The sequence below is a fragment of the Aquabacterium olei genome (assembly GCF_003100395.1).
GTDB classification, from domain to species: domain Bacteria; phylum Pseudomonadota; class Gammaproteobacteria; order Burkholderiales; family Burkholderiaceae_C; genus Aquabacterium; species Aquabacterium olei.
In genome coordinates this window covers 1,671,492-1,686,004 of sequence record NZ_CP029210.1, presented here as the reverse complement: position 1 = coordinate 1,686,004, position 14,513 = coordinate 1,671,492, and the positions used below count along the sequence as shown (strand labels likewise).

General features: G+C 67.1%; 13 protein-coding genes. All 13 read right to left on the bottom strand.

Features of this window, described 5'->3' with window-relative positions:
* Positions 1–38: 38 nt before the first annotated feature.
* Positions 39–1,385, bottom strand: coding sequence for an FtsH protease activity modulator HflK (gene hflK / locus DEH84_RS07700; protein WP_109036252.1), 1,347 nt, complete (start codon positions 1,383–1,385; stop codon positions 39–41).
* 2 nt (positions 1,386–1,387) lie between these two features.
* Positions 1,388–2,641 (bottom strand): GTPase HflX, encoded by a 1,254-nt coding sequence (gene hflX / locus DEH84_RS07695; protein WP_245932715.1) that lies wholly within the window; start codon positions 2,639–2,641, stop codon positions 1,388–1,390.
* A gap of 42 nt (positions 2,642–2,683) precedes the next feature.
* On the bottom strand, positions 2,684–2,932 hold the full coding sequence (gene hfq / locus DEH84_RS07690) for an RNA chaperone Hfq (protein WP_109036250.1): 249 nt from the start codon (positions 2,930–2,932) through the stop codon (positions 2,684–2,686).
* 127 nt (positions 2,933–3,059) lie between these two features.
* Positions 3,060–4,397: a ribosome biogenesis GTPase Der gene (der, locus tag DEH84_RS07685; protein ID WP_109036248.1), complete on the bottom strand. Its 1,338-nt coding sequence runs from the start codon at positions 4,395–4,397 to the stop codon at positions 3,060–3,062.
* A 19-nt stretch (positions 4,398–4,416) separates the two neighbouring features.
* Positions 4,417–5,580 carry an outer membrane protein assembly factor BamB gene (gene bamB, locus DEH84_RS07680; RefSeq protein WP_109036246.1) on the bottom strand — a complete coding sequence of 388 codons (1,164 nt, stop codon included), beginning with the start codon at positions 5,578–5,580 and terminating at the stop codon, positions 4,417–4,419.
* 61 nt (positions 5,581–5,641) lie between these two features.
* Positions 5,642–6,310, bottom strand: a complete 669-nt coding sequence (locus DEH84_RS07675) for a YfgM family protein (RefSeq protein ID WP_109036244.1) — start codon at positions 6,308–6,310, stop codon at positions 5,642–5,644.
* A 27-nt stretch (positions 6,311–6,337) separates the two neighbouring features.
* On the bottom strand, positions 6,338–7,639 hold the full coding sequence (gene hisS / locus DEH84_RS07670; RefSeq protein ID WP_109036242.1) for a histidine--tRNA ligase: 1,302 nt from the start codon (positions 7,637–7,639) through the stop codon (positions 6,338–6,340).
* A gap of 29 nt (positions 7,640–7,668) precedes the next feature.
* Entirely contained in the window at positions 7,669–8,943 is a 1,275-nt protein-coding gene (ispG, locus tag DEH84_RS07665; RefSeq protein WP_109036240.1) for a flavodoxin-dependent (E)-4-hydroxy-3-methylbut-2-enyl-diphosphate synthase, read from the bottom strand.
* Positions 8,940–9,851 (bottom strand): helix-turn-helix domain-containing protein, encoded by a 912-nt coding sequence (locus DEH84_RS07660; protein WP_159098903.1) that lies wholly within the window; start codon positions 9,849–9,851, stop codon positions 8,940–8,942. Before DEH84_RS07660 ends, ispG begins: the two co-directional genes overlap by 4 nt.
* Positions 9,852–9,897: 46 nt before the next feature.
* On the bottom strand, positions 9,898–10,722 hold the full coding sequence (gene pilW / locus DEH84_RS07655; protein ID WP_245932714.1) for a type IV pilus biogenesis/stability protein PilW: 825 nt from the start codon (positions 10,720–10,722) through the stop codon (positions 9,898–9,900).
* A gap of 69 nt (positions 10,723–10,791) precedes the next feature.
* Positions 10,792–11,934 carry a dual-specificity RNA methyltransferase RlmN gene (gene rlmN / locus DEH84_RS07650; RefSeq protein WP_109036234.1) on the bottom strand — a complete coding sequence of 381 codons (1,143 nt, stop codon included), beginning with the start codon at positions 11,932–11,934 and terminating at the stop codon, positions 10,792–10,794.
* Positions 11,935–11,964: 30 nt separating this feature from the next.
* Positions 11,965–12,390, bottom strand: a complete 426-nt coding sequence (gene ndk / locus DEH84_RS07645; protein WP_109036232.1) for a nucleoside-diphosphate kinase — start codon at positions 12,388–12,390, stop codon at positions 11,965–11,967.
* Between the two features lie 142 nt (positions 12,391–12,532).
* Positions 12,533–14,512 (bottom strand): 23S rRNA pseudouridine(2605) synthase RluB, encoded by a 1,980-nt coding sequence (rluB, locus tag DEH84_RS07640; RefSeq protein WP_109038274.1) that lies wholly within the window; start codon positions 14,510–14,512, stop codon positions 12,533–12,535.
* Between the last annotated feature and the right edge of the window lies 1 nt (position 14,513).

Genomic DNA, 14,513 nt, shown 5'->3' with positions numbered 1-14,513 from the left:
TTCCTTGATGCTTGGACGCTGCGTGAGGCGTGCGCGCTTCAGCGCGCATCGCGGTCGCGGCTGCGCAGACCATCACGCGAGCGGGAGTCGGTCACACCCGGTGCCGCGGGCGCAGTGGCCACGCCGTTGTCCGGTGCAGAAGTGGCCGCGGCAGGTGCCGCCGGCGCACCACTACCGTTCACGCCCATCAGCTTGTCAAGCGGGAGATACAGCAGATTGGAGCCCTGGCGGCTCTCAACCATCACCTTGGTCACGTTGCTGTAGACCTGCTGCATCGTGTCGATGTAGAGGCGGTCGCGCATGACCCCGGGCGCCTTCTGGTACTCAGCGTACACCGACTTGAAGCGCTGTGCATCGCCCTCGGCCTGTGCCACCACGCGGGCGGAATAACCGGCGGCTTCCTCACGCAGACGCGCGGCCGTGCCCTGTGCCTTCGGGATCACGTCGTTGGCGTAGGCCTGGCCCTCGTTCTTCAGCCGCTCACGGTCTGCGCCAGCCTTGAACGCGTCGTCGAAGGCGGCCTGCACCTGCTCGGGAGCCTGCACGCTCTGGACGTTGACGTTGGCAACCAGCACGCCGGCCTTCAGCTTGTTGAGCTGGGCCTGGATGGACTTCACCAACTCGGCCGCGATGGCGTCGCGCTGCTCGTACAGCACCGAGTCCATGTTGCTGTTGCCCACGATCTCGCGCACGGCGGATTCGGCCGCCTGGAGCACGGCTTCGTCGGAGCTGCGGTTCTCGAACAGGTACTGGCGGGCATCCTGCAGGCGGTACTGGACCGTGAAACGGATGTCGACGATGTTCTCGTCTCGCGTGAGCATGGACGAGTCACGCAGGCCAGTGGCCTGCATCACGGAGTTGCTGCCGACGTCGATCGAACGCAACTGGGTGACGTTGACGACTTCGTGGCTCTGGAAGGGATACGGGGCGCGCCACTGGAAGCCGGCGTCCACGGTATGACTGAAACGACCGAACGACATCACGACGGCCTGCTGGCCTTCCTGCACGATGAAGAAACCGCTGCCAAGCCAGATGAGGGCCACGACGCCCAGGATCAGCCCGGCACCGATGCCGGCGCCGCTGGGGTCGGGCGACATGTTGCCACCGGGCCCGTTGTTGTCGCCGCCGCCCTTGCTGGCGAACATGCCGCTGAGCTTGCGGTTGAAGTCACGCCAGAGTTCGTCCAGGTCAGGCGGACCGTCGTTGCGCTGGTTGAGCAACACCGCCGGGCGGGCCGCGCCGGGCAAGGCCTGACGCAGCGCCTGAGCACCGAGCCAGGCCGTGCGATGGACGGCACCCATGGCAAGCCGGGCCGCCAAGGGCAGCACCGCCCACGTCAACCGGATCGATCGTGCAGGCACGGAGCCTGCATCCAGCGTATGCATGTTCATGTTGTGTCGGTCGGAAAACCAGGGTACGCCGACGGGGGTACCTCTGAGTCAAGGGGATTGTGCCTGTCGAATCGGGGGTCGACTTCCGTGGGGGTGATGGCCTCTTCACCCAGCCCGGAAACCGCGGCTTCAGCCAGCACGGCACGCAGCGTATCAAGCCCCTGCCCTTTCAGCGCGCTCACGAAGACACGATGACAACGGCGGCCCGAGGGCAATTCGTAGACATCACGCTGGTGGTGCGGCTGCTGATGGGCTTCGAGGCTGTCGCACTTGTTGAACACCAGCACCTGCGGCAGCGCACCGGCGCCGATGCTGTCGAGCACGCGCAGCACTTCGTCGATCTGTTCGTGCAACACGGGGCTCGCGGCATCGACGACGTGCAGCAGCAAATCGGCCTCGGCCGCCTCCTGCAGCGTTGCCTCGAACGACTCGACCAGCGTGTGCGGCAGATCGCGAATGAACCCCACCGTGTCGGACAACGTCACGCTGCGCTGCGCCTCGGACAGGAACAGCTGCCGGGTGGTCGTGTCCAGCGTGGCGAACAACTGGTCGGCCGCATAGGTGCCGGCCTTGGTCAGCGCGTTGAACAGGGTCGACTTGCCAGCGTTGGTGTACCCGACGAGCGACACACGGAAGGTGCCGGTGCGCTCACGCGAACGTCGCTGGGTGTTGCGCTGCTTCTTGACCTTGACCAGCCGCTCTTTCAACGACTTGATGCGCTGGTCGATCATCCGGCGGTCGAGCTCGATCTGGGTTTCACCCGGACCGCCGCGATGCCCCACCCCGCCGCGCTGGCGCTCCAGGTGGGACCAGCGCCGCACAAGGCGGGTGGAGAGGTATTCAAGGCGCGCGAGTTCGACCTGCAGCTTGCCTTCGTGGCTTCGGGCACGGGCACCGAAGATCTCGAGGATCAGGCCGGTGCGGTCGAGCACCTCGACACCCAGATGGCGCTCGAGGTTGCGCTGCTGTGCAGGCGACAGGGCCTGGTCGAAGATGACCCCGTGCGCCTGGTAGAGGGTCACAAGGGATTTGATTTCGTCGGCCTTGCCCGAGCCCACGAACAGGGCCGCATCGGGCGCACGGCGCTTGGCCGTGACTTTGGCAACGGGCTGGTCGCCGGCCGATTCGGCCAGCAGGGCGAGTTCGTCGAGGGTGGGGTCGAACGAGGAGCCGGGGCCGAAGTCGACCCCGACCAGCACGACCCGGGGGTCCTCATTGGCGAGGCGCACAGACGGGGAGTCGGTGGTCAAGGCGTCAGGAGGAGGATCGACTGGTCTGGAGGGCGCAGCGGATCAAACGGATCCGCCTTCGGTCGACTCGTTGGCGTGGAAGTTCACGGCACGGCCGGGCACCACGGTCGAAATGGCGTGCTTGTAGACCATCTGGGTCACGGTGTTGCGAAGCAGCACGACGTACTGATCGAACGATTCAATGTGACCTTGCAGCTTGATGCCGTTGACCAGATAGATGGACACCGGCACGTGCTCGCGGCGCAGCAGGTTCAGGAAGGGGTCTTGTAGGAGTTGCCCTTTGTTGCTCACGATATGCTCCGTGTTAAAAGAAAGTTTCGGAAGGGGCACCTTAACACAGTCCCCAACCGATCCATGTTCAGGGTCATGTGAAGGCTTGCAAAGCGGGGCGCCCTGTAACCAAGGCGCCCGCAGAAGCTCACGCCTTGTCGTCGAACGGGTTCTGCGACGACTTCATTTCGATGCGCAGCGGCGTGCCGGTGAGCTTGAAGTGCTCTCTGAACCGGCTCTCGAGGAAGCGCTTGTAGGACTCGCTGACATGCTCGAGCGAGTTGCCGTGGATGACGATGACAGGCGGGTTCTGGCCGCCCTGGTGCGCGTAACGCAGCTTGGGACGGAACGCCCCGGCACGCTTCGGTTGCTGGAACTGCACGGCCTCGGCCAGCAGGCGGGTGAGGACCGGCGTGGGCATCTTGCGCGAGGCCGAGGCCCACGCGTCGGTGATGGCCTTCCAGACCGGGCCCAGCCCCTGGCGCTTGATGGCCGAAATGTGCAGCACCGGCGCGAACTTCAGGAAAGCCAGGCGTGTCTCGATCGACCGCTGCAGCATCTCGCGCTGGTAACTGTCGACGGCGTCCCACTTGTTGACGGCAATCACCACAGCGCGCCCGGACTCGAGGATGAAGCCGGCGATGTGGGCGTCCTGCTCCGTCACGCCCTGGGTGGCGTCCACCAGCAGCAGGACGACGTTGGCGTCCGAGATGGCCTGCAGGGTCTTGACCACCGAGAACTTCTCGATCGCCTCGAAGACGCGGCCCTTGCGGCGCAGGCCCGCGGTGTCGATCAGCTCGAACTTCTGCCCGTTGCGCTCGAACGGCACGCTGATGGCGTCCCGCGTGGTGCCGGGCATGTCGAATGCGACCAGGCGCTCTTCGCCCAGCCACGTGTTGATCAGGGTCGACTTGCCGACGTTCGGGCGCCCCGCGACGGCCAGGCGGATGGGCTTGTCGCCCTCCTCTTCTGGTTCCTCATCGTCCTCGTCGGCGAAGAAGTCGTCGAGCGCCATGTCGAGCAGGCTGCGGATGCCCTGTCCGTGCGCCGAGGAAATGGGGATCGGCTCGCCAATGCCCAGCTCGTAGAACTCGGCCAACTGGGGGCCCGATTGCATGCCTTCGGCCTTGTTGGCCGCCAGCAGCACTTTCTTGTTGGCGGTACGCAGGTAGCGGGCGATGTCGTGGTCTTGCGCCGACAGCCCATTGCGGGCGTCGACGACGAAGATCACGGCGTCGGCTTCGGCGACAGCCTGGCGCGTCTGGTTGGCCATCTCCTTGAAGATGCCCGACGTGCAGTCCGGCTCGAAGCCGCCCGTGTCGATGGCGATGAAGGCGCGCGAGCCGGAGCGGCCCTCACCGTAGTGGCGGTCACGGGTGAGGCCCGCGTAGTCGGCCACGATGGCATCGCGGCTCTTGGTCAGTCGATTGAACAACGTCGATTTGCCGACGTTGGGTCGTCCGACCAGCGCAATGACAGGTTTCATGGGAAATCAGGGAAAAGAATCAGTTGGCGCGCAGGGCCGAGACGGTCCCCTTGCGGGACAGCACGATCAGCTGGTCAGCGACGACGACCGGCGCAGCGGCCAGCGGGGCATCGAGCTCGATGCGGGCCAGGTTGCGACCGTCGGCGAGCGACAGCAGGTGCAGATAGCCTTCACGGTCGGCCACCGCAAGCTTGTCGCCCCAGATGGCAGGCGCGCTCAGGCCACGGTGGGTGAAGCGGTCGACGCGCCACAGCAGGTCGCCGTTCTCGGTCTTCCAGGCGGACAGGCGATCGGTGCTGTCGGCACCGACGACCACGTTGTCGTTGGCGGCCACCGCTTGCGTGCCGGCTTGTGGGCGACTCCAGCGCAGGCTGCCACGGTTCAGCTCGAAACAGGCCACGGAGAACTGGAACGCGCGCACGCAGAGCTCGTCGTCGGCGCGGGCGGCCGGGCCGACCAGGTCAGCCAGCCGCTCGACCTCGTTGGTGCCGCGGGGCGTGCCAACGGTGACATCGAACCGCACCGTGCCGCGTACCGGATCCAGCCCCACCAGGCGCGGGCCCTGCCCGACCAACAGGGTGTCACGGAACGGGGTGAGCATCCCTTGAGACGAGAGGGCGAGCGGCTCGCTGCCCGGGCGTTGGTACTGCCAGAGCCAACGGCCATCGCGGAGATCGTAGGCGCGCACGGCCCGGTCGACGCCTTGCACGAAGACGCGCTCACCGGCCACCAGCGGAGCCGTGATCACGCGGCCCGACTGACGTTCACGCCAGACCGGTGCGCCGCGGTCGAGCACCACCAGTTCGTTCTGGGCCGTGACCACGGCAGCAAACCGGCCGTCGGAACCAATGCCGGCCGACAGCGGCTCGCGCAGGTCTGCGCGCCAGATCGCCTTGCCTGTGTCGAGGGCGAGCTGGGCCACTTCGCCGCCGGTTCCCGCCACGGTGACGGTGTTCGCGACCACCGCGATGCTGACCGGGGTTTCCGCTTCGCCGACCACGCGTTGCGACCACGCCATGCCGAGCTTGGCGACGGGCTGGAAGCGCTCGAGCGGGGCGGGCTGAGGCTTGCTGCTGCCGCAACCACCGAGGGCCACCGCTAGGGCGAGTGCGGACACGCTGAGTGCCGTCAGTCGAAGGGCGTGACCCGAGGACGGGGCCTGAAGGGCGCGAAGGAGGCTCATGGGTGTGATGCGTGTGCGGACCAGGGGGCGCGCCGAAGCGTGCGCTGAGATGAGGGGGACGTCAGGGGGCAGAGGCAGCCGTGGCTGCCGCGGCGGGCGCCTGCCCCAGCGCCGTCAGTTTGCCTTCGATGAACCGACGGTAGTCGACCGTCGGATCCATGGCCTTCCACGCGGCCGTGAAGGCCTTGGCAGCCTCGTCCTTCTTGCCCTGGGCCAGCAGCACATCGCCACGACGGTCGTCAGCCAGGGGGGCAAATTCGGCCGGGAGCTTGGCATCCAGCGTCTTCAGCGCCTCATCGTAGGCCTTGGCGTCCAGTTGCACGCCGGCCAGGCGCAGCCGCGCGATGGCCACGAGGTTGGCGTTCTTGCCGTTTTCGGCAACCCATTGCAGGGCCGCCTTGGCGTCGTCGAGCTTCTGGTTGTCGGCCGCCACCTTGGCAGCCAGCAAGGCGCCCTGCTCGGCGAACGTGGTGCCGCCGTAGTTGGCCTTCAGGTCCTTGAAGGCCTGTGCGACCTTGTCGGCCTGGCGCGCTTCCGCGGCGCGATCGAGCTCTTCGTACAGGCCGCTCGCGGCGGCGCTGCGCTTCTGCTGCCAGTACAGGTATCCCGTCCACGCCGCATAGGCGCCCAGGACCAGCACGAGCGTCCAGGTGATCAGGTTGCCGTACTTCTTCCAGAAATGCTTGAACTGGTCGAGCTGTTCCTGTTGTTCGAGGTCGAAAGTCGCCATGGGTCTGTGATGTGTTGAATGCGCGGATTATGAGGGGCGACCGACGCGCAGCGACGGCGCCCAGGCCGAGACGTCGTTCAGCGGCTGACGAAGTTGCTCGCCGCCGTCACGCAGCGGCTTGACGGACACGGTGCCCTGCGCGACTTCGTCGGGGCCGAACACCAGGGCGAAACGGGCGCCGCTCGCATCGGCCTTCTTGAATTGCGACTTCGGGCTGGCCGGGCCCTCCTTGCCAGCCGGGTTGAGCACCACGGCGATGCCTTCGGCGCGCAGGGCCTCGAGCGTGGCCAGCACGGTGGGCAGCGGCGTGCCGGCGAACACGACGGCGAACGCGTCGGGCGCCGTTTCCGGCGCGGGCACGCCCACCTCTTCCAGCAACAGCAGCAGACGCTCCATGCCGAGGCCCCACCCGACGGCCGGCGCCGGCTTGCCACCCAGCTGCTCGATCAGGCCGTCGTAGCGGCCGCCGCCGCACACCGTGCCCTGGGCGCCCAGACGGTCGGTCACCCACTCGAACACGGTGAGGTTGTAGTAGTCCATGCCGCGCACCAGGCGCGTGTTGACCTCGTAAGGCACCCCGGCGGCATCCAGCACGGCCTTGACGGCGTTGAAGTGTGCCAGCGAGGCCTCACCCAGGAAGTCGAGCAGGCGCGGGGCCGCTTCGACCACCGGCTGCATGACCGGGTTCTTGGTGTCGAGGATGCGCAGCGGGTTGCTGTGCAGGCGGCGCTTGCCGTCTTCGTCCAGCAGCTCGGCGTGCGCCTCGAGATGACGGATCAGGGCCTCGCGGTGGGCCTTGCGCTCTTCGGGCTGGCCCAGGCTGTTGAGCTGCAGCTTGACGTCCCGGCCCACGACCAGACCAAGGTCGCGCCACAGCGCGGCCGTCATGAGGATCAGCTCCGCGTCGACATCGGGGCCGGCAAAGCCCAGCACCTCGGCGCCCACCTGGTGGAACTGGCGATAGCGGCCCTTCTGCGGGCGCTCGTGCCGGAACATCGGGCCGATGTAGTACAGGCGCTTGCCGCCTTCGTACAGAAAGCTGTGCTCGTTGATGGCGCGCACGGCACCGGCGGTGCCTTCGGGGCGCAGCGTCAGACGGTCGCCGTTGAGGCTGTCTTCAAAGGAGTACATCTCCTTCTCGACGATGTCCGTCACCTCGCCCAGGCCACGCACGAACAGGGCCGTGGGCTCGACGATGGGGGTGCGCATGTTCTGGAAGCCGTAGCGGCGCATCAGTTGCCGCACGATGTCTTCCAGCCATTCCCAGCGCGCCGATTCCGGCGGCAGGATGTCGTTCATGCCTTTGATGGCTTTCAGGATCTCGGCCATGGTCTTGTTCTTCTGGGGTTCTGTGGGAATCAGGCCTCGGCCTTGGCCTGGCCGAAACGTCGGTCGATGTAGTTCTGCACCAGGGCCATGAACTCTTCTGCAATGCGCTCGCCCCGCAGGGTCAAGGCCTTCTCGCCATCGATGAAAACCGGCGCGGCGGGGGCCTCGCCCGTGCCCGGCAGGCTGATACCGATGTCGGCGTGCTTGCTTTCGCCCGGGCCATTGACGATGCAGCCCATCACGGCCACCTTGAGGTTCTCCACGCCCGGATATTGCGTACGCCACACCGGCATCTGTGCGCGCAGGAAATCGTCGATGTCCTTGGCAAGTTCCTGGAAGACGGTGCTGGTCGTGCGGCCACAGCCAGGGCACGCGGTGACGCTGGGCACGAAGGTCCGCAGGCCAAGTGCCTGCAGGATCTCGAGCGCGACGACCACTTCCTGGGTGCGGGCCTCGCCCGGCTGCGGCGTGAGCGACACGCGGATGGTGTCGCCGATGCCTTCCTGCAGCAGGATCGACAGTGCCGCCGCCGAGGCGACCGTGCCTTTGGCGCCCATGCCGGCCTCGGTGAGGCCGAGGTGCAGCGGGAAATCACAGCGCGCGGCCAGGCCCCGGTAGACGCTGATCAGATCCTGCACGCCGCTGACCTTGCACGACAGGATGACCTGCTCCGGACGCATGCCGAGTTCGACCGCCAGGTTGGCAGACTGGAGCGCCGAGCTGATCAGTGCCTGGTACATCACCTGCTGCGCGGACCACGGGTCGGCGCTGCGGGCGTTCTCGTCCATCATCGAGGCCAGCAACTCCTGGTCCAGACTGCCCCAGTTGACACCGATGCGCACGGTCTTGTCATAGCGCATGGCGGCTTCGATCATCTGGGCGAACTGGCGGTCCTTCTTGTCGCCCTTGCCCACATTGCCCGGGTTGATGCGGTACTTGGACAGGGCTTCAGCGCACGCGGGGTACTCGGTGAGCAGGCGGTGGCCGTTGTAGTGGAAGTCGCCGACCAGGGGGACGTCGATGCCCATGCGGTCGAGCTGCTCGCGCACGTGCGGCACAGCCTGGGCGGCCTCTGGCGTGTTGACCGTGATGCGCACCATCTCGGAGCCGGCGAGGGCCAGCTCCTTGACCTGGATGGCGGTGCCGATGACGTCCACGGTGTCGGTGTTCGTCATGGACTGAACGCGCACAGGCGCATCACCGCCAATGGTGACGACGCGCGATCCCCAGACCACGCGGGCCTGGCGTGAACGCCGCGGGGCGGGGTTGGCCACATCGATCAGGGAACAGTTGGCAAGGCTCATGGCAATTCGAGGCGCGCAATGTTGTTGCGCGTGTGGGCCGCCAGCGCGACCGGCTGGCCCTTGTGAGTGAGCTGGACATGGGTGGCGTTGCCGATGCGCAGCCGCATCGGCGCGGCGCCGTCCACCGAGGCCGTCTGACCCGCCTTCAACAGGCCGGAAAACACCTTTTTGCCTCGCGCGTCCCGCACTTCGATCCACGCGTCCTCCACAGCACGTAGCCCAACCAGTGCGGCGCCTTCCGGCGGCAAGGCGGTCGCGGGCTCGGGAGCTGGCGCGGACGGAGCGGGTACCTCCACGGACGAGGCGGCCACCTGTGGCGGCGCAATCGACTCCGGCGTGAGCGGAGCAGGCACGGGGTCGCTGCCGGTGGCGGCCGGTTCAGCCCCCGCGTCGGCGGGCGCAAACAGTGGTTCCGAGACAGACGCATCTGCCGGCGCGGCGGCAGATGCCGACGTCGCGCCGGGGGCGACCGTCGCTGCGGGCCACCAGGCTGGCCGCTCGATCTGCTCGGGCAGCAGGTAGACGACGAGCGCGGCCAGCAGCAACACGAGCGGCGCCAGCCAGCGTGCAGACAGCAGAGCCCCGAAATCCGCCCCCTTGCCAGCACGGTCGAAGAGCGGGCCAGTGCTGCGCCGCTCCTTGAAGGGCTGGTTGAGGGGCTCGCGATCCGGGCCGAGCGGGATCATCCGGCTGGCAGGCAACTCGGCCAGCACCGGTGCAGGATCGATCTGCAACTGGCGGCACACGGTCTTGGCCAGCGCCCGCGCAAAGTTCGCGTCGGGCAACTGGTCGAGGTCGCCCCGCTCCAGCGCGGCCAGCTTGGCTTCCGTGACCTTCAAGGAGGCCGCGAGATGGTCCAGGCTCAGCCCTTGCGCCTCACGCGCGGCCTGCAGCCGTGCGCCGGCCACGCGAGGGTCACCCGTCGGAGGCGGAGTAGAGGGGGAAAGCGATGGCTCAGTCATCAAATCGTCCGAGTTCCAGTGCGGTGGTCTCGCGTGCGGAAGGGAAACGGCTGCGCAACTGCGACGCCAGCTCGTCACGCGTGGACGCGTTACCGAGGCGGTGCTCGATGCGGATCGCCAGCCACAGCGACTCGGACGTCACCTGATCTGGAATGGCGTTCACGCGGCGGATGTGGAAGCGGGCGCGCTCGAGCTCGCCACGCCGGTACAGCACGGATGCGAGATTGAAGGACGTCGCCGGGTTGGACGAGTCGAGCTCGAGCGACCGGGTCAGCGTCTTCTCGGCTTCCGGGTACAGCCCCGCCGCCACCTGGCACACGCCGCGGGCCAGCAGCGTCTTGCTCGTGGCGATGGACTGCGGCAGGTTCGCCGCACGCTCGAACAACGCATCGGCCGCCGCGTACTGCCGCTGCTGGCAAAGGTACCAGCCATAGTTGTGCAGGACGCTGCCGTTGCGTTCGTCCAGGGCCAGGGCTTCGCGAAAGCCCTGCTGTGCGCGGGTGTTGTCGCCCATCGCGGCATAGATGAGCGCACGCATCTCGTAACCTGCCGTGAGGGTCGGGTCGATCGACAGTCCCTGCTTCACCTCGTCGAGCGCGGTGGTGTATTGCCCCTGATTGAAGTAGGTGGCAGCGAGCTCGAGACGGATGCGGGCGCGCTTGCGGGACTCCGTTTCGTCGGAGGCGGTCATGATGTCGCCGCGCGTGGCGGCAGACGGTGCGGCCGGTCGGCTCGACGGCGCGCCACCCGTGGCACAGGCCGTCAGCAGCAAGGCGGCCACCAGGCCGAGCCAGCGACACCACTGGGTCCCGGACACAGAAACATTCCTCATTCAGCGTTCTCCTGGACAGGGCTGACAGTGTAGGCGCAAGGCCGCCCTGCCCTGTCAGCGATCCGAGCGCTGCCGCTCGCCCCGCGTGGGCATGGCCACCGGCACGGCGACCGGCTGGCGCAACATGCGGGTGTGGGCGCGGGTGCGATCCTGCACCTCGCCGGCGAGCTGCCCGCAAGCAGCATCGATGTCGTCACCGCGGGTCTTGCGGACGGTCGTGACAATGCCCGCATCGGCCAGCAGGCGCGCGAAGGCCTGCACGCGCGCGTTGTCGGAGCGCTTGAGGCCCGACGCCGGGAAGGGGTTGAAGGGAATCAGGTTGAACTTGCAGTTGATGCGCCCCTTGACCAGGGCGATCAGCTGGCGCGCGTGCTCGTCGCTGTCATTGACGCCATCGAGCATGCAATATTCAAAGGTGATGAAGTCGCGCGGGGCTGCCTCAAGGTAGTCCTTACAGGCAGCCAGCAACTCGTCGATCGGATACTTGCGGTTGAGCGGCACCAGCTCGTCACGCAACGGGTCGTTGGGCGCGTGCAACGAGACGGCGAGCGCAACAGGGCAGTCCTCGCGCAGGCGCTCGATCATTGGCACGACACCCGACGTGGAGACCGTGACGCGGCGGCGCGACAGGCCATAGCCGTGGTCGTCCAGCATGGTGCGCAGTGCGGGAACCAACGCGTTGTAGTTCTGCAGCGGCTCGCCCATGCCCATCATCACGACGTTGCTGATGATGCGCTCCGACGTCCCCAGGCGCTGACGCAAGGCGTGCTCGGCATGCCACAGCTGGGCAATGATCTCGCCGGTGCTGAGGTTGCGGCTGAAGCCCTGATGGCCAGTGGAGCAGAAACGGCAGCCGACAGCACAACCCGCCTGCGATGAGATGCAGAGGGTGGCGCGATCGTCTTCCGGGATGTACACACTTTCGACGGCATTGCCGCCGCCGACATCGAACAGCCACTTGATGGTGCCGTCCGACGAGACATGCTCGCTGATGACAGGCAAGGTCTTCAGGGTCGCAATGCCCTGCAGCTTGCTGCGCAGCGATTTGGCGAGATCCGACATCTGGTCGAAGTCGGTCGCGCCCTTCTGATGGATCCAGCGAAAGAGCTGGGTGGCGCGAAAGCGCTTCTCACCCAGTTTCTCGCAGAACGCAGTCAACCCTTCAAGGTCGAAATCGAGCAGGTTGACCGCGTCCATGAACAGACCTCTTGCGACGTCAGCAGCCGATCAGCGGCTGTAGACGTTCATGCCGGGGAAGAAGAAAGCGATTTCAACGGCAGCCGTTTCGGCAGCGTCGGAACCGTGGACGGCGTTGGCATCGATGCTGTCGGCGAAGTCAGCGCGGATCGTGCCCTTCTCAGCCTTCTTCGGGTCGGTGGCGCCCATCAGGTCGCGGTTCTTCAGGATGGCGCCTTCGCCTTCCAGCACTTGCACGAACACGGGGCCGGAGACCATGAAGTCCACCAGATCCTTGAAGAAGGGACGGGCGGCGTGCACGGCGTAGAACTGCTCGGCTTCAGCGCGCGACAGTTGAACCAGCTTGCCGGCCACGACCTTCAGGCCAGCGCCTTCAAAGCGGGCGATGATTTGGCCGATGACGTTCTTGGCAACGGCGTCGGGCTTGATGATCGAGAGGGTGCGTTCGATGGCCATTTGATTCTCCAGTATGGGCAATGGTCTTGACAAAACCTGGCATTGTACTGCGCGCATGCGTCAGCACCATGCCAGGCACAGGTGATTGAGGGGATGTCAACGCGGGTTTGCGCGGGGCACGAAACCCCGCACGCGGCACGACTCAGCGACGGCCACGGCCGCCGCCACCGCCACCGCTGTTGCCGCCGCCACGTCGGCCGCCACCGCCCGACTTGTTGCCGAAGAAGGCGTCGGCTCCGATGTAGCCCACCGAGGTCTGCATCGGATCCGGTTGACGCGGGCCCTTCTGCTTGCCGGCTTGCTGACGGTCATGGTCGAGGTCCGGACGCCCGAAACCCGAGGTGATGCGCTTGGAGCCGCTCTTCACGAAACGACGGTCGAAGGTCTGCTCCAGCGGATTGGGGATGGGGCCGATGTGATCGAAATCGTCGTCCACATCGCGGCGCGGTGCGGGCTCGCGTTCCTGACGCGGCGGGCGCTGTTGCGGCGCAGCGTTCTGACCGCCTTGCGGGCGCGGGCCCTGCTCGGGACGACCTTGTTGCGGACGGCCGCCCTGCTTCGTCTTGAAGCCCTGCTGGCTCTTTTGCTGCTGACCGCCCTGGCCCTGGCTCTTGCCGCCGCGAGGCTGTTGCGACTCGATGCGGTCCATGCCGGCCAGTGACTTCACTGCCCGCACATCGGACTCGCCCAGCTCGACCCACACCCCGCGCTTGAGGCCGCGCGGCAGCACGATCGCGCCATAACGGACGCGGATCAGGCGGTTGACCGTCAGGCCGACAGCGTCGAAGAGCTTGCGCACTTCGCGGTTGCGGCCTTCGGTGATGACCACGCGATACCACTGGTTCACGCCCTCGCCCAGACCATTGCTGATGGCCACGAACGAGGCGGTCTGGCCTTCGATCTCCACGCCATCGAGCAGGCGCTGGCGCGAGGCATCGTCCAGCGAGCCCAGCACGCGCACGGCGTACTCGCGCTCCACGCCGAAGCGCGGGTGCATCAGCTGGTTGGCCAGTTCGCCGGAGTTGGTGAACAGCAGCAGGCCTTCCGTGTTGAGGTCGAGGCGCCCCACCGACATCCACTTGCCATTCTGCAGACGCGGCAGGCGACGGAAGACGGTCGGACGGCCTTGGGGATCGTCATGGGTGACGACTTCGCCAACCGGCTTGTGGTAAGCCAGGATACGGGCGGGCTGCGGCGCAATGCGGACCTTGATCGGGCGGCCGGCCACCTTGATGCGGTCGCCATACGAGACGCGTTGGCCGATATGCGCGACCTGATCGTTCACCTCGATGCGGCCATCCTCGATCATCTGTTCGATGTCACGGCGCGAGCCGACGCCGGCCTGGGCCAGCACCTTCTGCAGCTTGGGGGCGTCGGGCTCGGGACGCAGCACGCGCTTGTAGGCGCCGCCTTCCTCGCCGGCGGCGTCCTCGCCCTCTTCCTCGCGCACCTTGTCGAAATCACCCGACAGCAGTTCGGCGAACACTTCGGAGGCCTGCTCGGCGGCAATGGCGGCGCGGCGCGACGGACGGTTGTCAGCATCCTCTTCACCCTCGGCGGTCACCTGTGCGGGGCGGTCGGTGCGCTCGGCACGGTCACCACGCTCGCCTTCGCGGCGGCGCTCACGATCACGACGACCACGGCCGTCGCGGCCACGGCCTTCACCGCGCGGCGCCTCGTCGCTGGCGCCCTCGGCCGGTGCCGCGTCAGAGGCCTGCTGCGGCTGTGCCGCGATCTCGGGCCCGAGTTCGATCACGCCATGCGCCGTCACTTCGCGGACAGGCTCAGCAACATCTGGTGCGGATTCGACCGCGCCGGCGGGCTCACTCGCTGCGGCAGTGGGCTTGCGACGGGGGGCGCGGCGGGGCTTGGCCTCCGCAGCGTCAGCCGGAGTTGGCTCGGCCGCTTCGACCACGGCCGCTTCTGCTGCAGGCGCTTCGCTCACCGCGGGCTCGGCTGCATCGGCCTCGACCTTGCGGCGACGCGGTGCACGCTTCGCCGCAGCGGGCGCCTCGGCCGCGACCGGCTCGGCGGCGGGTGCCGCCTCGGCCTTGGGGCGGCGGGTGCGCTTGGGCTTGACCACCTCTTCGGCGGCCTGAGGCTGGTCTTGGGGTTCTGACATG

Bases quoted from the DNA above. Each gene is read 5' to 3' on its own strand.
- hisS (WP_109036242.1), bottom strand. From the start codon at position 7,639: ATGGCCGAGATCCTGAAAGCCATCAAAGGCATGAACGACATCCTGCCG.
- ispG (WP_109036240.1), bottom strand. From the start codon at position 8,943: ATGAGCCTTGCCAACTGTTCCCTGATCGATGTGGCCAACCCCGCCCCG.
- DEH84_RS07675 (WP_109036244.1), bottom strand. From the start codon at position 6,310: ATGGCGACTTTCGACCTCGAACAACAGGAACAGCTCGACCAGTTCAAG.
- der (WP_109036248.1), bottom strand. From the start codon at position 4,397: ATGAAACCTGTCATTGCGCTGGTCGGACGACCCAACGTCGGCAAATCG.
- rluB (WP_109038274.1), bottom strand. From the start codon at position 14,512: ATGTCAGAACCCCAAGACCAGCCTCAGGCCGCCGAAGAGGTGGTCAAG.
- bamB (WP_109036246.1), bottom strand. From the start codon at position 5,580: ATGAGCCTCCTTCGCGCCCTTCAGGCCCCGTCCTCGGGTCACGCCCTT.
- hflK (WP_109036252.1), bottom strand. From the start codon at position 1,385: ATGCATACGCTGGATGCAGGCTCCGTGCCTGCACGATCGATCCGGTTG.
- ndk (WP_109036232.1), bottom strand. From the start codon at position 12,390: ATGGCCATCGAACGCACCCTCTCGATCATCAAGCCCGACGCCGTTGCC.
- rlmN (WP_109036234.1), bottom strand. From the start codon at position 11,934: ATGGACGCGGTCAACCTGCTCGATTTCGACCTTGAAGGGTTGACTGCG.